The sequence below is a fragment of the Marinobacter confluentis genome (genome assembly GCF_004785685.1).
GTDB classification, from domain to species: Bacteria; Pseudomonadota; Gammaproteobacteria; order Pseudomonadales; family Oleiphilaceae; genus Marinobacter; species Marinobacter confluentis.
Window position 1 is genome coordinate 707,521 of the sequence record NZ_SRPF01000001.1, and the last position, 21,064, is coordinate 728,584.

Annotated in this window: 20 protein-coding genes; 17 read left to right on the top strand and 3 right to left on the bottom strand. The window is 58.1% G+C overall.

Annotation, left to right across the window (positions count from 1 at the left end):
• Positions 1 to 123 precede the first annotated feature (123 nt).
• A complete protein-coding gene (gene thrH, locus E5Q11_RS03280; RefSeq protein ID WP_135801953.1) occupies positions 124 to 741 on the top strand; it encodes a bifunctional phosphoserine phosphatase/homoserine phosphotransferase ThrH in 618 nt (205 codons plus the stop codon).
• Between the two features lie 187 nt (positions 742 to 928).
• Here thrH and pabB read toward each other — a convergent pair whose 3' ends face one another.
• Positions 929 to 2,281, bottom strand: coding sequence for an aminodeoxychorismate synthase component I (gene pabB / locus E5Q11_RS03285; protein WP_135801954.1), 1,353 nt, complete (start codon positions 2,279 to 2,281; stop codon positions 929 to 931).
• A gap of 185 nt (positions 2,282 to 2,466) precedes the next feature.
• On the opposite strand from pabB, the gene E5Q11_RS03290 reads away from it, so the two are divergent.
• The 3 genes from E5Q11_RS03290 (at position 2,467) to E5Q11_RS03300 (ending at position 5,149) form a co-directional block, all read left to right on the top strand.
• The gene (locus tag E5Q11_RS03290) at positions 2,467 to 3,039 is read left to right on the top strand and encodes a hypothetical protein (RefSeq protein WP_135801955.1); all 573 of its coding nucleotides are present in this window, start codon (positions 2,467 to 2,469) and stop codon (positions 3,037 to 3,039) included.
• Positions 3,040 to 3,217: 178 nt separating this feature from the next.
• Positions 3,218 to 4,135 (top strand): DUF6160 family protein, encoded by a 918-nt coding sequence (locus E5Q11_RS03295; RefSeq protein WP_135801956.1) that lies wholly within the window; start codon positions 3,218 to 3,220, stop codon positions 4,133 to 4,135.
• Between the two features lie 117 nt (positions 4,136 to 4,252).
• The gene (locus tag E5Q11_RS03300; protein ID WP_135801957.1) at positions 4,253 to 5,149 is read left to right on the top strand and encodes a DUF6160 family protein; all 897 of its coding nucleotides are present in this window, start codon (positions 4,253 to 4,255) and stop codon (positions 5,147 to 5,149) included.
• A gap of 11 nt (positions 5,150 to 5,160) precedes the next feature.
• Here E5Q11_RS03300 and E5Q11_RS03305 read toward each other — a convergent pair whose 3' ends face one another.
• On the bottom strand, positions 5,161 to 5,826 hold the full coding sequence (locus E5Q11_RS03305; protein ID WP_225314955.1) for a hypothetical protein: 666 nt from the start codon (positions 5,824 to 5,826) through the stop codon (positions 5,161 to 5,163).
• 143 nt (positions 5,827 to 5,969) lie between these two features.
• On the opposite strand from E5Q11_RS03305, the gene E5Q11_RS03310 reads away from it, so the two are divergent.
• From E5Q11_RS03310 to E5Q11_RS03355, 10 genes are all read left to right on the top strand, one after another.
• Positions 5,970 to 7,010: a DUF58 domain-containing protein gene (locus tag E5Q11_RS03310; protein ID WP_135801959.1), complete on the top strand. Its 1,041-nt coding sequence runs from the start codon at positions 5,970 to 5,972 to the stop codon at positions 7,008 to 7,010.
• A 26-nt stretch (positions 7,011 to 7,036) separates the two neighbouring features.
• Positions 7,037 to 9,046, top strand: coding sequence for a transglutaminase TgpA family protein (locus E5Q11_RS03315; protein WP_135802418.1), 2,010 nt, complete (start codon positions 7,037 to 7,039; stop codon positions 9,044 to 9,046).
• Positions 9,047 to 9,071: 25 nt separating this feature from the next.
• Entirely contained in the window at positions 9,072 to 10,091 is a 1,020-nt protein-coding gene (gene holB, locus E5Q11_RS03320; protein ID WP_135801960.1) for a DNA polymerase III subunit delta', read from the top strand.
• A gap of 92 nt (positions 10,092 to 10,183) precedes the next feature.
• Positions 10,184 to 10,534: a PilZ domain-containing protein gene (locus E5Q11_RS03325; RefSeq protein WP_135801961.1), complete on the top strand. Its 351-nt coding sequence runs from the start codon at positions 10,184 to 10,186 to the stop codon at positions 10,532 to 10,534.
• Positions 10,535 to 10,596: 62 nt separating this feature from the next.
• Positions 10,597 to 11,460 (top strand): alpha/beta fold hydrolase, encoded by an 864-nt coding sequence (locus E5Q11_RS03330; protein ID WP_225314954.1) that lies wholly within the window; start codon positions 10,597 to 10,599, stop codon positions 11,458 to 11,460.
• Entirely contained in the window at positions 11,450 to 12,352 is a 903-nt protein-coding gene (locus E5Q11_RS03335; RefSeq protein ID WP_225314953.1) for a DUF4892 domain-containing protein, read from the top strand. Before E5Q11_RS03330 ends, E5Q11_RS03335 begins: the two co-directional genes overlap by 11 nt.
• A 3-nt stretch (positions 12,353 to 12,355) precedes the next feature.
• Positions 12,356 to 13,468, top strand: a complete 1,113-nt coding sequence (locus tag E5Q11_RS03340; RefSeq protein WP_135801963.1) for a patatin-like phospholipase family protein — start codon at positions 12,356 to 12,358, stop codon at positions 13,466 to 13,468.
• A 63-nt stretch (positions 13,469 to 13,531) separates the two neighbouring features.
• On the top strand, positions 13,532 to 14,428 hold the full coding sequence (prmB, locus tag E5Q11_RS03345; RefSeq protein ID WP_135801964.1) for a 50S ribosomal protein L3 N(5)-glutamine methyltransferase: 897 nt from the start codon (positions 13,532 to 13,534) through the stop codon (positions 14,426 to 14,428).
• 42 nt (positions 14,429 to 14,470) lie between these two features.
• The gene (gene aroC, locus E5Q11_RS03350; protein ID WP_135801965.1) at positions 14,471 to 15,565 is read left to right on the top strand and encodes a chorismate synthase; all 1,095 of its coding nucleotides are present in this window, start codon (positions 14,471 to 14,473) and stop codon (positions 15,563 to 15,565) included.
• Between the two features lie 65 nt (positions 15,566 to 15,630).
• Positions 15,631 to 16,776, top strand: coding sequence for an MFS transporter (locus tag E5Q11_RS03355; protein WP_135801966.1), 1,146 nt, complete (start codon positions 15,631 to 15,633; stop codon positions 16,774 to 16,776).
• 12 nt (positions 16,777 to 16,788) lie between these two features.
• Here E5Q11_RS03355 and E5Q11_RS03360 read toward each other — a convergent pair whose 3' ends face one another.
• Positions 16,789 to 17,655: a LysR family transcriptional regulator gene (locus E5Q11_RS03360; protein ID WP_135801967.1), complete on the bottom strand. Its 867-nt coding sequence runs from the start codon at positions 17,653 to 17,655 to the stop codon at positions 16,789 to 16,791.
• A gap of 171 nt (positions 17,656 to 17,826) precedes the next feature.
• Here E5Q11_RS03360 and leuC point away from each other — a divergent pair, with 171 nt between their 5' ends.
• Genes leuC through leuB form a run of 3 tightly spaced genes read left to right on the top strand, consistent with a single transcriptional unit; the run spans position 17,827 to position 20,987 of the window.
• Positions 17,827 to 19,257, top strand: coding sequence for a 3-isopropylmalate dehydratase large subunit (gene leuC / locus E5Q11_RS03365; RefSeq protein WP_135801968.1), 1,431 nt, complete (start codon positions 17,827 to 17,829; stop codon positions 19,255 to 19,257).
• The gene (gene leuD / locus E5Q11_RS03370) at positions 19,254 to 19,895 is read left to right on the top strand and encodes a 3-isopropylmalate dehydratase small subunit (RefSeq protein ID WP_135801969.1); all 642 of its coding nucleotides are present in this window, start codon (positions 19,254 to 19,256) and stop codon (positions 19,893 to 19,895) included. The genes leuC and leuD overlap by 4 nt, the downstream gene beginning before the upstream one ends.
• A gap of 18 nt (positions 19,896 to 19,913) precedes the next feature.
• Positions 19,914 to 20,987: a 3-isopropylmalate dehydrogenase gene (gene leuB / locus E5Q11_RS03375; RefSeq protein ID WP_135801970.1), complete on the top strand. Its 1,074-nt coding sequence runs from the start codon at positions 19,914 to 19,916 to the stop codon at positions 20,985 to 20,987.
• Positions 20,988 to 21,064 lie beyond the last annotated feature (77 nt).

The following is a 21,064-nucleotide window of genomic DNA, read 5'->3' on the forward strand; positions in this document are numbered from 1 at the left end:
GGTCTGAAGGAATCCTGGCGTATAACCTTATAGCGGCATGGTCAACGGTGCATTCGTCATCGGTTTTTCTTATCATGGCGTTCCCGCGTTACCAAACCGACTTCACCAGAACAGGAGAATACCGTGGAACTGGCTTGCCTTGACCTTGAGGGCGTACTGATCCCCGAGATATGGATTGCGTTTGCAGAGAAAACCGGTATTGAGGAGCTCAAGGCGACGACCCGCGATATTCCGGATTACGATGTGCTGATGCAGCAACGGCTGAAACTTCTGGACCAGCATGGTTTCGGGCTGCCACAGATTCAGGAAGTCATTGGCGAGCTGGACCCGTTGCCGGGCGCGAAAGAGTTTCTGGACTGGCTGCGCGAGCGGTTTCAGGTGGTGATCCTTTCCGACACCTTTTACGAGTTTGCCATGCCGCTGATGAAGAAGCTGGGCTATCCAGCGCTGCTGTGCCACAAGCTGGAGGTGAGTGACACCGGCCAGATTACTGATTATTTGCTGCGTCAGCGGGATCCAAAGCGCCAGTCCGTGCGGGCGTTCCAGTTGCTGAATTACCGGGTGATTGCTGCCGGTGATTCCTACAATGACACCACCATGCTCAAGCAGGCGGAAGCCGGTATTCTGTTCCACGCGCCGGAAAACGTGATTGCAGAGTTCCCGCAGTTTCCGGCGGTGCATACGTTTGACGAGCTTAAGCAGGAGTTTCTTAAGGCTAGCGCCGTTCACTCTGTTGGGTGAACGCCAGCGAGCGAAGAGATCCTTCCAGAACACGCTGTAAATACGTCCATGTACGCTTGGGCTCCGCCCTCAGCGCTTATTGCTCCTGCGTCGCGCTGAGGTCCAGGCCAGGCCGTCCTTGGCCTGGCCGTGAAGAGCTATCGCTCTTCACCCATGGCTCCGCACGTTTCTGGAAAGGTCACTCCGCTTACTGGCTACCTATACCCTCAAGGTAGTCCATCAAAGGTTTAACTTTTGTCAGGGTTTCCTGGTATTCGCTTTCCGGGTCTGAATCAGACACCACGCCACCCCCGCCACAGCAGTGAATCTTGCCCTCTCCATCGCAGAATAGTGTTCGAATGGCGATATTGCTCTCCAGTGAATCGTCCAATCCCCGGAAGAAAACAGACCCGCAGTAAGGACCCCGGTCGTGAGGTTCCAATTCGCGGATGATCTCCATGGCGCGGATTTTCGGGGCGCCGGTGATGGAACCGCCGGGGAAGGCGTCCAGCAGGGCTTTCATGGGTGTAACACCGGGTGCCAGTTCGCAGCGGATATGGCTGACCAGGTGGTGCACGTTGCGGTAGGACTCCAGTTCAAATAACCGATCCACTTCCACAGTGCCATTGGTGGCGTTCCTGCTCAGGTCGTTTCTCAACAGGTCCACAATCATCAGGTTTTCGGCGCGGTCTTTTTCGGATGCCATCAGTTCGTCGGCCAGCTTTACGTCTTCTTCAGGCGTGGCGCCTCGCTGGCGTGTGCCCTTGATGGGGCTGGTGGTGACGGTGTTGCCGGCGATTTTCAGGAACCTTTCCGGGGATACCGACAACACGGCCTGACGTCCCGCCCGAATGAAGGCGCTGTGGGCTGTGGGGTTGGCGTCTGACAGGGCTTTGAAAGCCTGCCAGGGGTCGCCGGAACAGGTGGCTGTAAAGTCCTGGGACAGGTTTGCCTGGTAGCAATCCCCGGCGGTGATGTAGCTCCGGACTTGTTCAACGCTGGCTCTGAATTCTGGAGCAGATTGCCTGGCACGGAAGGGGTGAAGGATTTTCCAGGGCTGGGCATCGCCCGAACACGGTGTTGTCAGCCAGTGGTCCAGCCGGGACCGGGTTTCGGCGGCACACTTCGGGTGAACCCAGAGATAGTATTCTCCGGTGCTGCGATTGTGGCTGGCCAACCAGAGGTATAGCCCGGCACACAGAAGTGGCGCGGGAATATCCCGGCGCAGCCGGTGCAGCTTAGGTTCGGTGTCGTAGCCAAGTTCATAGCTGATGAAGCCAATCCACCCGCCAGTGAGGCAGGGCAGTATGCTGGCTGCCGGCTCGCGATAGGGCTCGAGCGCTGATTCAAGCTTTTCGGCAATAGCCGCTGACGCCAGGGGTTCTGTTCCGGAGGCGAGAGTTAGCTGATCGGCTGCCAGCGCTGAGAATGCGGTATGGGCTCCCCGGTTTTCACCACCGCCAACACTGCCCAGATACACGAAATCTGACTCTGCCGAGGCGTGGGTCAGAAGTTGAGTGTAAGTGGCCTGGTCGATCAGTTTGTACGCAGAAGTGCCCAATTTACCCTCGAAAAATAGAAAGAATGATAATTCGGCCACAAAAACGCCGTTGTCTGACTGCTTGGCCACTTGCTCTAATGACAGCCCTGCCGAAAAGGCCAAACCTGAAGGACTGGCAATTTTACCCCAATACCATCGCTTCGGGTCCAGTTCCGGGAAAATCCTGACACAAAAGAGGTTACGCAATGCCACTGAACAGAACCTTATCCGCCATGCTATTCACCGGTGCACTTTTCAGCTTCGGCGGCAGTGCAGCCTTTGCGCAGGGTGCAGAATCCCAGGAAGTGCCGTCACCCGAAGAGGTTAAGGAAGAGGCGCAGGCCAACACCAAGTACCTGGCCGCCCAGGCACTGAAGAAAGCGAAATCTCTTATGGATACCTACGGTGAATTTGCGCCGTTCGGTGCCGGCCTTTTTCAGGACGGCGAGGTCAACTTTGTCTGGGCGGTGAAGCCCGGGGAAAGCACTGACGGGCTCAACCCGATTCTGGTGTTGAATGCCATCAGACGAGCGCTCAATACCCAGGCTCAGACTGGTCGGATTCTTGGCTCTGCCGTGATCTACCAGTACCAGAGGAACGCTGATGGTGAGGTGACACCTCAGATTAATATCGAACTGGAATATCTGAATGGCTATGCGGAAGTGATTGCAACGGAGTATGAGCAGGGCGGGGACGGTATCGAGTTTACCAGCTCCGCGAGGCAGCAGTTCGAGCCGAAGGTGTTTGTTGAGCCTAACGAAAACATTGCAGCGCAATGATGCCTTGTGCCGCTTTTCGTCAATAAATGTGCTTCAGTTCAAATTGTTACAGTTTGTATGAATTACGTCAGATTGTGTGCGCAAAATCTCAGAAAAGGATTAGGGCCTCTGGGACACTGAATCTGCGGTTTGGAGAAAGCCGCAAACAAAAATAGAAAGATCCTTCAAGGAGAATTACATGAAAGGCCTGAAAAAGATTGCATTGTGTTCTGCCGTGGCCCTGGCGCCATTCGCAGCAAACGCTGAAATGACCGCACTGAATGACGCAGACATGGGTTCTGTAACCGGCCAGGCCGGTGTAACCATTGATCTGGAAGCCAACGTATCCGTTGGTGAAATCGCATACAAAGACGGCGGTTTCCTGGCGCTGTCCGGCGTAACTCTCGGCGGTTCCGGCCTTGTTGGCGGTACAGGCACCAACAGCCTGGATGATATCCGGCTGACCATCGACGTTGTTGGGGAGAATCCTGGCACCGATCTTGGTGTCGCTGCTCAGGCGACCGGTTACATGACCGCACTTGGCGCTGATATGGCCAGCGTGAACTCCACCGATTATGCACTTGGCGACGGTGACCTGCTCATCGGTCTGCGCTCTCAGTCCGGTACTCCGGTTGACTTCGGTCTGACCATTGGCGAAATCTCCCTGAACGCTGAAGCTAACGCTTCTGACCTGGGTGACTTCGCTGGTTCTGCTGGCAAAGGCACGGTTCTGGTTTCGAACCTGGCCATCGGTGGCGCTATCGGTCCGGTCGACATCGTTGTTGACGCTGACACTCAGAACATGAACATCAACGCGTTCTTCAACGCGTCTGGTTCGCTGAACATGCCGTTCATGAACACGACTCTCGGGTTCGAACTGCACAACCGTCGTGGTGCTAGCACCGCTATCGTTGGCGGCGGCGCTACCAGCTTTGCGCACGCTCAAGTTGACATTAACCCGTCAACCAACGGCCTGGGTGTTAACGTAACTGATTTCTCAGGTGATCTTGACCTGACAAACATTACCTTCGGTACATCACCGTCAATCGGTAGTGTTTACATGACTGACCTGGCAGTTACTGCCACCATGGATGTCTACGGTCACGAACAGCCGTAAAACAGGATACGCAAGTAACCTGAGAAAAGGCGTCCCAGCCCGTTTGGGGCGCCTTTTTTGTTTCAGTCAAGACCAGACAATCATAAAGACGAACAACCAAGCATTCCTGGAGCTGCCATGCCCTCAACCATGAAGATACTTCCCGTCACATTTGCGCTTGGCATGTCTCCGGCTGTTTATGCGGAGCTGGAATCCATTACCGACGGTGAGCTGTCATCCGTGACCGGCCAGAGTGGCCTGACCATCGATTACAGTGGTCGCATGAGCATGCAAGAGTTTCGATACGAGAACGACGGCAAATACGTGGCGGAAGAGATCCGCTCCGGCGGCGCTGGCGTGACCACGGCCGGCGCCGCTGCAGGTTACGGCGAGAATTTTGACGATGCCAGACTGACCTTTGATGTAGCGACAGACGGTGGCCTCGATATCCTGTGGCAATCCCAGAGTGGCCAGCCCATGGACTGGGGGTTTTCAACCGGTACTGTTTCCGTGGGTGATGGTGAGCCGGGCCCCAGAACCCGGATTTACGCGGATATCCAGAGCTGGGGCCTGTTGCGCACGTCCCAGTACAGTGTGCTTCCTGCCGCCGAGACCGGCCTTGCCCGGAGCGCGGTCTACAACTACGCGGCTTTCACCGTTGAAAGTCTGTCATCCAGTGATACCCCGGGGACCATCGGTTTGCAGGGTGGTTATATCAAAAGCCCTGATTTTATGGGTAATAGCCTGGATGATATGAACCTGACGGACCAGATACCGGCCTGGGCCGGCGGCCAGCGGGCGAGATCGACCACCCCGATGGACGATCTTCGCGCGGGCTTTGCAGCAGCGGAGTATACGGTTTATCCGCTGAGCGCGGGCGAGCAGGGCGCACCCACTGACACGATTGCCATTGGTGTTTCCGGGTTTGCAGCGGATATTGGGGTACAGAACCTGTCGGTAGGGCAGGGAGATCTGGGAAGAATGACTCTGGATAACCTTCAGGTGTCAGATACCATTATCACTCTGACACCCTGAAGCAAGCAACCTTACTGGTCTGGAACCTTGATGGACAGATCAAACCCGCCGCCCGGCCTTGGGATAAGTCGCACTGGGCCTTCGTTAATCGCCCTTGGCACCTGAATGTTATCGATGCCCGGCGGGCGGCCGATACCGAAGTTCAGGTTTTCGCCATCAAAATTGATGCCCAGCTGATTATTCAGGAAATTCTGGGTAAATGGCTCATCCGGAATCTGCGCCTGCTGGCCGAAGATAACGGGCTGTATCTGCGGACTGAAATCTTGCGGGGGCTGGGCTCTTGCCAGTTCGTCCTGCTGCAGCGCCAGTGCCCGCCTCAGGAACTCTTCCTCTGCGCTTTTCAGTGCGTCCAGTTTACCTTCACGCTCAAGCTTTGCCAGGGCCTCACGGTAGGCCTCTTCTTCGGCTTCGGTGAGCACCGGCTCGCCGGGGGAGATGGTCAGGGTTCGCAGAATGCGCTCCCGGTTCTGCTGTTGCTGTTCCGACTCCGGGTGTACCAGAATCAGAGCCGAATCCTGAACGTAGGTATCGACCATCTCGTCTGACGACAGTGTCTGAACGCCGGCCAATGCCTGGTTGCCCAGTAACACACCCAATCCGAGTGCGCTTATGGACGCGGTAGAAAGTGCGGTAGAAAGCAAAGCTGGCCTGGTCATGATGTAGTCCCTGTCGTTCATGGAATGACTCTGATGCTAGTATTTGCCTGCTTCCTACTGAATTCAAGCCCGGGCCTGCGGGTTTGTGATCAGTTACAGGGAAAAGACAGTATCATTGAGCAACACGGCGAATTACCCATCAGTACCCTGTGGCCGGGAGCCCTATGAGAAGCCGAATCAGAAAACGCTGGCAGCGCTGGATAAACCATCGGATCCCCCGGCGGGACCATCAGATACTCAGCCAGCGTAATGTCTTTATTCTGCCAACGGGCGCTGGCGTGATCTTCGGGTTGCTGTTACTGATCATGCTGATCACCGGCATCAATTATCAGAACAGTCTGATCTACCTGCTGACCTTTATCCTGGGAGCGGTGTTTGTCGCCGCCATGCATCAGACCCATCGCAATCTGGCCGGGCTAGAGCTGACAGTCCTCAGTGGCGGTGAGGGTTTCCCCGGCGACCCCATTCCGTTTCGTATTCGGGCCAAAGCCGGCGGCAACGACGCGCTGGCGCTGTCACTCTCCTGTGAGGATACCCGCATCGACCAGCAGCATGTGCTCAAGGGCGAACCCGCAGACCTGTCCCTTGCCCTGGTGCCTTTCGAGCGGGGCTATTTCCGCCCCGACCGGATCCGCGTGGAGACCCGTTTCCCTTTTGGTCTGCTGAAGGCCTGGTCCTGGCTGCGACCGGTATCCGCCGGCATTGTCTTTCCCGACCCGATCCCGGCGCCTGAATCTGCCAGCACGGTCCAGGATGGCGAGCAGACGTCCCAGGCCCGCTCCATCGACGGCAATGATCACGCGGATATCCGTCCCTGGCGCGAAGGGGATCTGAGCCAGAGGGTGCTCTGGAAACGCTTTGCCCGCACCGGTGAAATGGTCATTGCCGACTGGGAGGGCGAACAGGGAAGCCCGCAATGGCTGGATTATGAGGCGTTCCGGGGCGTTGATCAGGAACTGCGCCTGAGCTACCTGGCTTACCAGGTGCTGGACCGGATGAAAACCAACCGGCCGTTTGGCCTTAACCTGCCGGGACAGAGGATTGACCCTGACGAGGGCCGGGCCCACGGCACACGTTGCCTGAAGGCGCTGGCCGTGTTCGGACTTGAGAAGCCCAGGGAAGGTGAGCCCTTGGCTTTCGGTACCCGTACGCAGGATGCGTCGTTCGGGCCGGGCATCCGCTCAGCGCGGGAGGCAAGGTCGTGATTCCCGGTACTGCACTGGCCTGGTTGATGGGTGGCTTTGCGCTGCTTCTGATTCCCCAGTGGGATCGACTTCCGGTCTGGCTGATGGTCAGTTGCATTGTTCTGGCGATCTGGCGCTGGCTGGCGCAGCTTGGCCGGTTGAGACTGCCGGGGAAGTGGTCACGCAGCGGTCTGATGGCGGTGCTGGTTGCGGTCTACATTGCCACGGTACAGGGGCGGTTTACCGTTGAAACAGCGTCGTCGTTTTTTGTACTGGCGGTCGGGCTGAAATGGCTGGAAACGCGCACCGTACGTGATTTCTATGTGTTGTTGTTCATTCTTGTGTACCTGGCGACCGTCAACTTCCTGTTCCACCAGGAAATCCACTGGACGGTCATAAACCTGACCGGTGTTCTGGTTCTGTTTGTAGGGCTTCAGGTGCTGAACGCGCCGGGAATCCCGGGCGCGGTCCGGTCAGGCTGGAAACGGCTGGGCCTGATGTTCGTGAAAACCCTTCCGGTGGTGGTTCTGCTGTTTGTGTTTTTCCCACGCATGGCGCCCTTGTGGAGTGTGCCCCTTGTATCCGGAGAGGCGCGCACCGGTATCAGCGACAGCATGACGCCGGGGGATATTTCAAACCTTGCCCAGAGCGATGAGCGGGCCTTCCGCGTGACCTTTGGCGACGAGATTCCGGCCTACCGCGACCGCTATTGGCGGGGGCTGTTCCTGGACACGCTGGATGGCGAGACCTGGCGCCAGAGCCGTGGCGATGGCTTCCGGCGCCCCGGCCGGGTGTCGGTGGATGGTGGTGTGGGCGAACTCCAGCCAAACGAGTACGACGTCTTGCTGGAGCCCACTGACCAGACCTGGGCTTTCGCCCTTGAAGGGTCGGTTGCGGTGTCTGATAACGTTGAAAAAAATGAGAACGGGCTGTTCCGGTTTGACCGCCCGGCGGACTCTGCGGTGCGCTACCGAATGGGGCTGGCGCCGCAGGCCGCAGAAACTGGTGCCGCTCTGGGCAATGCCCGGCAATATCTGCAATTGCCAGCGAATGGCAATCCAAGGGCCAGGGAGTTGGCCCGGTCTCTGCGGGAACAGGCCTCGGGGCCACAGGAGCTTGCGCTGAATATCCTGAGCCGGTTCCGTGAGCAGCAGTACTTTTACACCCTGCGACCGCCGCAAATGCCGGAGAATGGCATTGACGCTTTGCTGTTCGATTCCAAACGGGGCTTCTGTGCCCATTACGCCGGTGCCATGACGTTCCTGCTGCGGGCGGCGGATATTCCGGCGCGGGTGGTGGTTGGTTATCAGGGTGGTGAGCCGGGCGCCGACAACGCCTATCTTATTGTCCGCCAATACGATGCCCACGCCTGGGTTGAGGCCTGGATACCCGGGCAGGGCTGGACCCGGTTTGATCCGACAGCGGCTATTGCGCCGGAGCGGATTGAGTCCGGTCTGCGGCAAGCCATGCAGGAAGAAGGTTCGTTCCTGGAAAACAACTGGACTTCGCCCCAGCGGTATGGGGATATGGCGATGATCCAGTGGGCGTCCTTGCAGCTGGACAAGATCAACTATCAATGGCAACGCTGGGTGGTGGGGTATCAGGGCCAGTCCCAGATGGATCTCATGTCACGGTTGCCGGGTGGCTTCAGCCTGCGGGAACTGGGCTATGTGACAGCGGCTGTTATTGGCGGTGCGCTGCTGTTTGCCGGGCTGTTTACCGCCTTGAGAGGGCGTTCCTTTTCCGGCAGGGACGCATTTTCTCGGGTCCTGGGCCGTTGGCACAGCATCTGCGAGGCGGCCGGTGTGCCGGTGCGTGACGGCGAAACCCCTTCGCGCCAAGCCCAGCGGCTGGCCCAGGCGCAACCGGCGGTGGCATCATCGGCCATGACCTTTGCCCGATTGGTGAACAGGCATTACTATGCGGGCAGTTCCGGAGCGCCCGGTGCTGGGAAGTCCGGCCCCGGCGCCAGAGAAGAGCTTGGTAGAATGAAAAGGCTGCTGGGCACGCTGAACAAGCAGGTAAAACGTTCGAAATCGTCAACCGGTCGGGAATGAATCCTTGGATACTTCGGTAACAACCATGAGCTGGTTGCATGACCCCTGGCAAAGGCTGCGCCAGAGCTTTGCAGAGAACCGCCTGCCCCATGCGCTGCTGGTGATAGGTGAGCAGGGGGTGGGAAAGCGTTTCTTCGCGGACCAGCTGGCGGCTCTGCTGGTATGCGATCAGCCCGATCTGGCGAAAGGCGAGCGCTGCGGTCGCTGCAAGCAGTGTGAGCTGACGTCAGCGCAAACCCATCCGGACATACGCCGATATGCGCCGGAAAAAAGCCGGATGATCCGTATTGACCAGATTCGGGCGCTGTCGGCATTTGCGGTGGCCTCACCCCAGGTGGCACGTCGTAAGGTTGCCCTGATCGACCGGGCCGACCAGTTGAATATCAATTCGGCCAACGCTCTGCTGAAAACCCTGGAAGAACCGGTGTCTGATCTTGTACTGATACTGCTTCAGGAAACCGGACGTCCGATTCTCCCCACCATACGTTCCCGCTGCCAGACCCAGGCCATTGCCACACCTTCAGCGGGGCAGGCGTCTGCCTGGCTGCAGGCGCAGCTGGAGCAGATGAGCCTGGAATCACCACCAACGGCGCAGCAGTGTGACCAGGCGCTGGCACTGGCGGCCAATGCGCCCCGGCTGGCGCTGGAATATCTGACCGGGGATTTCATGACCCAGCGTCAGGACGCCCTTGAGCAGTTTCGGCAGTTCATGAAAGGGCAGGTGTCCGTGGGTGAGGCGGCGCGACCGTTCAAGGCGCTCGGCCTTGAGGCATCACTCTGGTTATTCGAAGGCTGGGCAGCAGACCTAGCCCGGCTTTGCGCCGGCGGCGCAGCCCGGGATGGCGAGGCCGCGGAAATGCTCGGGTTTCTGGCCCGCAACAACCCGGCCTGGCGCGCCCACGAACTGCTGGAAATGATTCACGAATCCCGCTCCGCTGGCGTTTACAACGTCAGCCCGGAACTGGAAGCGGGCCGGTTGCTTATTGCCTGGCAGAGACTGATGCCGGTGAAGCGTGCCGTCACAAAACAGGTGAGCGCGCGCTGACGGATTTCGGTGCCCCGGGCTTGTTCTAGGCACTGGTCAGGAACTGCTGCTATGATTGCGAAATATCGACAGTTTTAACACAGGTGTTTTCTATGGGCCCCGGTTTTGGTGCACGCAGCGGTATTCTCACCCTGACGATCAAAGACAAGGCTGTCCTCTATGCGGCGTACATGCCCTATATCCGCCAGGGCGGGCTTTTCATACCAACCCAGAAGCAGTACCAGCTGGGCGATGAAGTATTTCTGCTGCTGAACCTGATGGACGAAGCTGAAAAAATCCCGGTAGCCGGCAAGGTTATCTGGATCACGCCAAAAGGGGCCCAGGGTAATCGCGCTGCCGGAATCGGTGTTCAGTTCAACGGCGACGACGAAACTGCCCGCACCAAAATTGAATCCTACCTCGCCGGTTCGCTGAGCTCTGATCGCCCCACCCATACAATGTAAGGCCCTCAATGAATGATGTTGCTCAGGGCCCCGTACCTGATTGTGAGATTCTCCCGCAGGAGATGACCTGGCCGTTACGGCACCTTTCCCTTGCTGGCCTTCACTGGCCGGCTGCCGTTGAAAACCCCGAACCCCCGATAGTCATGGTCCACGGCTGGCTGGATAACGCCATGTCGTTTGCCAGACTGGCGCCTTTGCTGGCCGTCGATCGTGATGTCTATGCCATTGATCTGGCCGGGCATGGCCGGTCCGGGCATCGGCCACATGGGCAGGGCTATCCACTGACAGATTACATCGCTGATCTGGCCGAGCTGATTGAAACGTATTTTCAGAAACATGAGGGAGGAAGCCAGCCAGACCTGGTTGGGCACTCCCTCGGCGGCATTATAGCGTTGTTTTACGCCGCGGCCTTTCCGGAGCGCGTTCGCAGGCTGGCTCTGATCGACAGCCTGGGGCCTCTGACCAGGGAACCTGCGGAGGTGATTCCGCAGATGCGAAAAGCCATCACAAAACGACTTGCAGGCTCGGGAAACCCGGTCACTTACGCCAGTATTGAGGAGGCAGCCAGGGCCCGGGAAGGAGGAATGATTCCGCTTTCCCGTCAGGCGGCGATGACCCTGATTCCGCGAAATCTGCGTGAGATACGCGGTGGGTACGGGTGGTCCACCGATCCCCAGCTCAGACATCCGTCGATGATCATGATGGATGAAGCGCAGGTGCTCGGGTGCCTGGGTCAGGTAAAAACGCCAACGCGGTATATTCGGGCCGAGAAAGGCCTGCTGATCAAACGTGAGGGCATTAATGCCCGGGCCGAGGCAATCGCCGGCCTGGAACTTGTTACCGTTCCCGGTGGTCACCATTGTCATCTCGACGGTGATGTTCAACCAGTTGCCAGTGCAGTGAGGGAATTTATCAATGTCTGTTGATTATCGAGGGTCCGTATTCCGAAGTGTCTTCGCGGTCATGGCGCTGGTGTCCGCTGCTGCGCAGGCAAATCAGGTGCCGCCGGAGCCTTTTGAGGATGCGGTGCTTGAAGAAACGGTTTCGATTTCATCGCCCGGGCGTCTGGTGCTGTTCAGCCCGGTGCGGGAGGTGAATAATGAGATACGCTCAGCCTCGCTGGCGCGCCTGCCGGTAAAAGGTGAGGGCCAGCTTTTCCGCATTCTTGATGGAGCCAATCGGGAAGAGGCCCGGGATCATTACCTGAGCCAGCTTCAGGCGAGAGGCGCGCAGGTGCTTTTTGAGTGTTCCGGCCGTGGCTGTGGCCGCAGTAACGTCTGGGCAAACCAGATTTTTGGCCAGTCAACGCTTTACGGCCGTGATGAAAACCAGGATTACCTGGTGGCTGGATCCATCGACGAGAACGGCAGGCCTTCGCTAACGCTGGTTTATACCGTGACACGGGGAAACCAGCGTGAATATGTCTGGGTTGAGCAACTGGAGACGCCACCGGGAACCAGTATTCCCGGCCTGGGCGCTGGCAGTGCCCGGATCAAGGGGCCGGTTTTGGTGCCCTGGGAAGGCAGCATTACCTTCAGCTTTGAGTGGAGCGCAACGGATCGCCGGCTGGTTAACGACTGGGCCGGTGCGGAGGGTGCCAGGGTTGTTCTGGTGGCCTACAGCGAACTGAAAGAAAATGAATCGTTCGAGGACGCCATGAGTCGTGCGGAGAAAGCGGCCGGCTCGCTGTCACGGGTTCTTGCGAAGAGCGGCGTGCCCGAAAGCCAGCAGACCTTGGTTGTCGCCGGGCCGTCTGTGGTCATTCCGAGCCCGGACCGCCAGGGTGACCGGGTGGAAGTCATGGTAATACAGAGGTGAAGTTTGAGCAGCAATAACCAGAGGAAAACCGTTGCCTTGACGCTGGGCAGCGGCGGGGCAAGGGGTTACGCCCATATCGGTGCCATCGAGGTGCTCTGCGAGCGCGGCTATGACATTGTGGCCATCTCGGGGTGTTCCATGGGGGCGCTGGTCGGAGGCGTTTACGCTGCCGGCAAAATGAAGGATTACAAAGACTGGGTCACCGGCCTGGGCCAGTTTGATGTGCTCAAGCTCCTGGATGTGACTTTCAACTCTGTGGGTGCGATCCGTGGGGAGAAGATCTTTTCAGTGGTGCGGGAGATGATTGGTGACATCCGCATTGAAGATCTCCCTATTGCCTACACCGCCGTGGCCACCGATCTTCTGGGCCATAAGGAAATCTGGTTTCAGGAAGGACCTCTGGACCAGGCCATTCGCGCGTCCGTGGCGATTCCCAGCGTGGTGACGCCGCTGGTGCTGAACGGCAAGGTGCTGGTGGACGGTGCGGTACTGAACCCTTTACCGATCATCCCCACGATCTCATCCCACGCGGACCTGATTGTCGCGGTGAATCTGAGCGGTGAGGATGACCGCCGTAAACGCATTCGCGATGCCGCTTTCCAGAGCTCGGCAGACAGTGATTCCGACGAAGAGGCGGACGAGTGGGTCGACAAGCTGCGAGACAAAGCGTCCCAATGGTTTGACTGGGATGCGCTGAAAACCTTCACTGCCAAGCGCGACCGGGCGCCGGACGACAGCACAGCGGCGCAGGACAAGATCGACCATGCGCTGGCGAAAAAGCAGGCGGCGGCGCGGAAGGAGGCAGAGCGGCAACCTTCCGATAAAAAGCCGTCTGACCGGAAGCGGGAAGACTACGAAACCATCGACTGGGACAAGTTGGGCATCGGCAAGTTTGATGTGATGAACCTGACCATCGAAACCATGCAGGGCGCACTGGCCCAGTATAAGCTGGCCGGTTACCCGCCCGATCTGCTGGTAAATATCCCCAAAAACGCCAGCCGCAGTTACGATTACCATCGCGCGCCGGAGCTGATACAACTTGGCCGCGAGCGCATGACTCAGGTGCTGGACCGGTATGAGCAGGACATGAACAGCTCTGGCCCCATGGCGCTGTAGCCGGCGGGCCAAAAAGCGTATACTTCGCCCACCATTTTCCGCTTTTAGTGAAAGAGACTCATCGTGTCCGACGCCGTCAATGATCTGCAGACAGTCCGAGACTACCTGCGTTATGTCTGTTCGAATTTTTCAGATTCATCGCTATTCTACGGGCACGGCACGGATAACGTCTGGGATGAGGCGGTCCAGCTGGTGATGCGGACGCTGCATCTGCCGCTGGAAAACAACACCCTGTTTCTTGACGCCAGGCTGACCCGGCCCGAGCGAGAGCTGATTCTGCAGCGTATGTCACGGCGGATTGACCAGCGGGTTCCGCTGGCCTATCTGCTGGGTGAGGCCTGGTTCATGGGGTTGCCATTCTATGTGGACGAGCGGGTGCTGGTTCCCCGTTCGCCCCTGGGTGAGCTGCTGCAGAATGGTCTTCAGCCCTGGCTTGGTGACCGCGAGCCAGGCCGGATTCTGGATTTGTGCGCCGGAAGCGGTTGCATCGGCATTGCCGCGGCCATGGTGTTCGAGGATGCGGACGTGGATCTTTCCGACCTTTCGGAAGATGCTCTGGACGTGGCAGCGGTAAATATTGACACCCACGGCGTGTCTGACCGGGTTCGCACGGTGCGGTCTGACGTTTTTGAGTCTATCGAAGGGCGATACGATATTATCCTGAGCAACCCGCCCTACGTGGATGCCGAGGATATTGCGGACATGCCGGCGGAATTCCGTCATGAACCGGAACTGGGCCTGGCGGCGGGCGACGACGGGCTGGAAATTGCCCATCGGATTCTTGCCGGCGCGTCGCAACATCTGAATCCCGGTGGTCTGCTGATCGTCGAAGTAGGCAATAGCTGGGTGGCGCTTCAGGAGGCCTACCCGGACCTGGCGTTCACCTGGCTGGATTTTGAAAATGGCGGTGACGGTGTGTTTCTGCTGACCGCAGAAGAGCTCGCCGCTGCCGGGCTCTGAATTAATCCCATTTGTTAAATAACGACTTTAAGATGCTGAAATATGTCTGGAAATAGCTTCGGAAAACTGTTCACAGTGACCTCCTTTGGTGAAAGCCACGGGGCCGCGCTTGGTTGCATCGTCGATGGCTGCCCGCCGGGGCTGGAACTGTCCGAGGCTGATCTGCAGGGGGATCTGGACCGCCGCAAACCCGGCACATCCCGCCATACAACGCAGCGGCGTGAGGCGGATGAGGTGCGGATTCTGTCCGGAGTATTCGAGGGCAAAACCACCGGAACTCCCATTGGCCTGCTGATCGAAAATACCGACCAGCGCTCGAAGGACTATTCCAAGATTTCCACCCAGTTCCGGCCGGCGCACGCTGATTACACTTACATGCACAAGTATGGTGTGCGGGATTACCGTGGCGGCGGGCGCTCTTCGGCTCGGGAGACCGCAATGCGGGTGGCGGCGGGCGCCATCGCCCGGAAGTTCCTGCACCAGCGACTGGGTATTACGGTTCGTGGCTACCTGTCCCAGCTCGGTCCGGTAAAAATCGAAAAATTTGATTGGGCGCAGGTTCACCAGAACCCGTTTTTCTGCCCGGACGTGGATAAGGTCCGGGAAATGGAAGATTACATGGACGCGCTGCGCAAATCCGGCGATTCCATAGGCGCGCGGATCAATGTGGTCGCCGAAGGCGTGCCCCCGGGGCTGGGTGAGCCGGTGTTCGACCGGTTGGACGCCGATCTGGCCCATGCGCTGATGAGCATCAACGCGGTGAAAGGGGTGGAAATTGGCGCCGGTTTTGACTGTATCGACCAGAAAGGCACCCAGCACCGGGATGAACTGACCCCGGAGGGCTTTCTATCCAACCATGCCGGCGGTGTGCTGGGTGGAATATCCTCAGGGCAGCCTATTCTCGCCAGTATTGCCCTGAAACCGACATCCAGCCTGCGCCTGCCCGGGCGAAGTATTGATGTCGACGGCAACCCGGTTGAGGTCATCACCACCGGCCGTCACGATCCCTGTGTGGGCATCCGGGCAACGCCGATTGCCGAAGCGATGATGGCCATCGTGCTGATGGACCACTATCTGAGGCATCGCGGCCAGAATGCTGATGTAACCGTTTCCACTCCTGACATCGGCCAGGCCTGACCTGTAGATAGTTCGTAGGTCGGATTAGCCAAACCGGTAATCCGACAACAAACGGGAGAATTCCTATCTACTGGCGTCTTTCAAATCTCTATTTCTGGTTCTTCGCGCTCCTGGGCGGGCTGTTGCCGTATTGGTCACTGTACCTTGAGGGTCAGGGCTTTTCCTATCTGCAGATCGCCACCCTGATGGCGACGATTCAGCTCACCAAGATTGTTGCACCCAACGTGTGGGGCTGGCTGGGCGACCGAACCGGTCAGCGGGTAAAACTGGTCCGTTACGGGGCCATCATTGGTTCCCTGTTCTTTGCCGGCGTGTTCATGGAGCCAGGGTTTTACGGCTTATTGCTGGTGATGCTGGCGTTCACCTTTTTCTGGAATGCGATCCTGCCGCTTTACGAGGTGATCACGCTCCGGGCGCTGGGTAGCGCAAAGGAGAAATACGGCAAGGTCCGCCTTTGGGGCTCGGTGGGGTTCATTGGGGCTGTGGCGCTGGTGGGTGCCATTCTTGATTTCGTGCCGGTCAGCACCTTGCCGTGGCTGCTGTTGCCAGTGTTTGCAGGCATTGCCGTCTCTGCGTTTCTGGTTCCGGCAGAGCAGGGCGAACGCAAGCCTCCCGCGCCCAAAGGGAGTCTCAAGGCCATTATCACCCACCCTGCGGTGATCACTTTTTTCCTGATGAACTTCCTGCTTCAGGTCTCTCACGGCGCCTACTACACGTTTTTCAGTATCCATCTGGAGCAGCATGGCTACGGCAAACTGTCTATTGGCCTGCTGTGGTCACTGGGTGTGCTGGCGGAGATTGGTCTGTTTCTGGTGATGCACCAGCTCACCCGGCATTTTACCGTGCGACAGATCGTTATTGCGGCGCTGGCACTGACCATGCTGCGCTGGGGGTTGATTGCGGAACTGACAGATCTGGTCTGGGTGCTGATCTTTGCCCAGCTGCTGCATGCAGCCTCCTACGGGGCGCTGCATGCGGTGTCGGTTCAGTACATTCAGGGTTTCTTCGGGAAGCACCATCATGGCCAGGGGCAGGCGCTCTATAGCGGCCTGACATTCGGTGCGGGCGGGGCTATTGGCGCCTGGCTTTCAGGTTTTCTGGTAGAAGGTTTCAGCACCTCCGCGGCTTTCTGGGGAGGCGCCGCGGCAATGGCGGTGGCCATCGTCATTACCTGGCGGGGTTTGAGGCCGCCGCCGGTTGAGCAGGAATAGGTCCTCTCTAACTCACTGCAGTTCCTCGGCGATCGTCAGCAGCGCCTTTGCCTGGGGGCTGAGGGTGCGGCCTCTCAATCCTATACCACCGAGAAGCCGGCTGACCTGGTAGGTCATCGGCAGGCGGATCAGGGTCTGATCCAGCATATTCACCGGCAACACACTCCACCCCAGCCCCACACCCGCCATCACCTTGATGGTTTCCAGGTAGTTGGTTGGCATCTGCAGTTGAAGGGTCAGGCCTTCATCCAGAAATAACCGGCTGACACGGCGGTAAGTAGCAGTTCCAGCTTCAGGCAGCAGGGCATCGTAACGGGCCAGATCGGCCAGAGTGGGCGCGGTCAGCCGGGCAAGCGGGTGTTCCGGTGAAACCATAAACGCCATCTCGTCTTCCCAGCGCGTCTCTACCTGGAATAATGGGCTCATGCTCTCGCTCAGGGTCACAAAGGCTAGCTCGGCGGTGCGCTTTTCCATCATGCCCAGCGCGCTTTCGGAATCCATAAACTTGAGTTCCAGGGACACCTCGGGAAATTCGCGGTTGAGGCGACGAAGCCAGGCGGGCAGATGATGCAGCCCAATATGGTGGCTGGCAATGACAGACAGCCGGCCGGACACCCTATCGTTTCGGTCCGATAGTGCCAGTCTGGCGTTGTGTACTTCATCGATAATACGCCGGGCATGGGGCAGCAACCGGGCGCCGGCATCGGTTAGCCGGATCTTGCGGTTGCTGCGGTCAATCAGCCGGTTGCCAGTCAGATTTTCCAGCGCTGACAAACGTTTGCTAATGGCAGGCTGGGTCAGGTGCAGCCGTTCGGCGGCCTCGGAGAAAGAGCCCTGATCTATAACCGCCACGAAGGCCTGAAGCAGGTGTGCGTCCATCGGTGATTTCCTGGCCTGTTGTTTCTTTGAAATTCCAATATGGAATGCATGATATAAATAACATGAATTGCGGTTATTCTGGGGCTGGCGGTATAATCGGTCAATCATAAAAGCGACCGGCTTAAGCGTCGGTCAGTCAAAGAAAGCTGACACCACAGATGAGAGAGCGTCATGGCGGGTAAAACCTTATACGATAAATTGTGGGACGATCATCTTGTCAAACAGCGGGATGACGGTTCGGCACTGATTTACATTGACCGGCAGCTTCTGCACGAAGTGACGTCACCCCAGGCGTTCGAAGGTCTGAGACTGGCGAATCGCAAGCCCTGGCGGCTGGATGCCAACATCGCCACACCGGACCATAACGTGCCCACCACCGATCGCGAGCGCGGCGTGGAAGGCATTGTTGACCCGGTGTCCCGTATCCAGGTGGAAACCCTGGACCGGAACTGCGACGAATTCGGTATTCTTGAATTCAAGATCAAGGATCAGCGCCAGGGTATTGTGCACGTAATCGGGCCAGAGCAGGGCGCCACGCTGCCCGGTATGTCCATTGTGTGTGGCGATTCCCATACATCGACCCACGGCGCGTTTGGGTGCCTGGCTCATGGCATTGGTACCTCTGAAGTGGAACACGTACTGGCGACCCAGTGCCTGGTTCAGCAGAAAATGAAGAACATGCTGGTGAAAGTGAACGGCAAACTCGGCCCTGGTGTCACCGGTAAAGATGTTGTGCTGGCCATCATCGGCAAGATCGGGACCGCTGGCGGCACGGGCCACGCCATTGAATTTGGCGGTGAGGCCATTCGCGGGCTGTCGATGGAAGGCCGTATGACCATCTGTAACATGTCCATTGAAGCCGGCGCGCGCGTGGGTATGGTTGCGGTAGACCAGACCACCATTGATTATGTCAAGGATCGTCCGTTTGCGCCCACAGGCGAGCTGCGGGAGAAGGCGATTGAATACTGGAGCACCCTGCACAGCGATGACGACGCCGTGTTCGATAAGGTCGTGGAGCTGGACGGCGCTGCAATCCAGCCCCAGGTAAGCTGGGGCACCTCTCCGGAAATGGTAACCGGTGTCGGCGGCAATGTGCCTGACCCGGCGACAGAAGCCGATCCGATCAAGCGGGAGGGCATCGTTCGCGCGCTCAAATACATGGGGCTTGCGCCGAATATGCCGATCTCTGAAATCAAGCTGGACCGGGTGTTCATTGGCTCCTGTACCAACAGCCGCATTGAGGATCTTCGCGAAGCCGCCAAGGTCGTCAAAGGTAAAAAGGTATCTGCATCCCTGAAACAGGCCATGGTGGTTCCCGGCTCCGGGTTGGTGAAGCTCCAGGCCGAGCAGGAAGGGCTGGACCGGATTTTCCTTGAGGCCGGTCTTGAATGGCGCGACCCCGGCTGTTCCATGTGCCTGGCCATGAACGCCGACAAACTGGGGCAGGGGGAGCATTGCGCCTCTACGTCCAACCGCAACTTTGAGGGCCGGCAGGGCTTTGGCGGCCGGACCCATCTGGTTAGCCCGGCAATGGCCGCCGCTGCCGCCATTCACGGCCACTTTGTGGATGTCCGCGAGATGATGAAGGGAGAGCAGGCATGAGAGCCTTTACCCAGCACAAGGGCGTTGTGGCGCCCCTGGACCGGTCCAACGTGGACACGGACATGATTATTCCCAAGCAGTTTCTGAAGTCCATCAAGCGAACCGGCTTTGGGCCGAACCTGTTTGATGAACTGCGCTACCTGGACGAAGGTCAGCCCGATCAGGACTGCTCACAGCGCCCGGTCAATCCGGATTTTGTGCTTAATCAGGAGCAGTACAAGTCAGCCAGCATCCTTCTGGCGCGCAGCAATTTCGGCTGTGGTTCGAGCCGTGAACATGCGCCCTGGGCGCTTGAAGACTTCGGTTTCCGGGTGATTATTGCCCCCAGTTTCGCCGATATTTTCTATAACAACTGCTTTAAGAATGGCTTGTTACCCATTGTTCTGGATGAGAAAAGTGTAGATCAACTGTTTACAGAAGTTGAGTCTCACCCGGGCTATGAGCTGTCGGTGGATCTGGAGGCAAATTCGGTGACGACACCGTCTGGCCAGGTGTTCAGTTTTGAAACCGATCACTTCCGCCGCCACTGCCTGCTGAATGGTCTGGACGATATTGGCGTGACCCTGGAAGATTCCGACGCCATTCGGTCCTATGAAGAGAGCCGCCGCAAAACCGCTCCATGGCTGTTCAGTGCTTAAAACTTGAAGGGAAAGAGTATGTCCAGAAACGTTCTGTTGTTGCCGGGAGACGGCATAGGTCCGGAAATCGTTACCGAAGCCGAAAAGGTACTTCGAAAGGTTAACGATAAGTTCAGTCTGAACCTGAATTTCGAAAGTGCACTGGTTGGCGGTGCGGCCATTGATGAACACGATACGCCTCTGCCTGACGAGACTCTGGCGAAAGCCAAAGCAGCCGATGCGATTATTCTCGGCGCTGTGGGTGGCCCCAAGTGGGACAGCCGGCCCATGGCCAGTCGCCCTGAAAAAGGTTTGCTTGGCCTGCGCTCGCAGCTTGGCCTGTTTGCCAACCTGCGCCCGGCCATTCTGTATCCACAACTGGCTTCGGCGTCTTCGCTAAAGCCGGAAGTGGTGTCCGGGCTGGATATCATGATTGTCCGGGAATTGACTGGCGGTATCTATTTCGGTCAGCCCCGGGGGGTTCGCCAGTTGGAAAGCGGTGAGCGCCAGGGCTACAACACCTATGCCTATACCGAGTCTGAAATCCGCCGGATCGGTCGTGTCGCATTCGAGGCGGCCCAGCAGCGCGGCAAGAAACTGTGCTCAGTGGACAAGGCAAACGTGCTGGAAGTGACGGTGCTCTGGCGGGAAGTCATGGAAGATCTGCGCAGGGAATACCCCGATGTCGAACTTTCCCATATGTACGTGGATAACGCCGCCATGCAGCTTGTTCGCGCGCCCAAGCAGTTCGATGTGATTGTGACCGGCAACATGTTTGGTGATATTCTTTCTGACGAAGCTGCAATGTTGACAGGGTCGATTGGCATGTTGCCGTCAGCTTCCCTGAATTCCGAGAAGCAGGGCATGTACGAGCCCTGTCACGGTTCGGCTCCGGATATTGCAGGTCAGGGCATTGCCAATCCGCTGGCGACGATATTCAGTGCCGCCATGATGCTTCGCTACAGCCTGAATGAAGAGGCGGCAGCGGATGCCATCGAGACGGCGGTGAGCAAGGTCCTGGATCAGGGTCTTCGAACGGCGGATATCATGTCAGCCGAAGGCAGGAAAGTGTCCACCCGGGAGATGGGTGAAGCGGTACTGGCCGCACTCTGATTATTCACTTCCCGACAGCAGCGCGATGCGGCTGCTGCGGGATCATTCATCCCGTCCCTGGCAGCGATAGAGGCAGC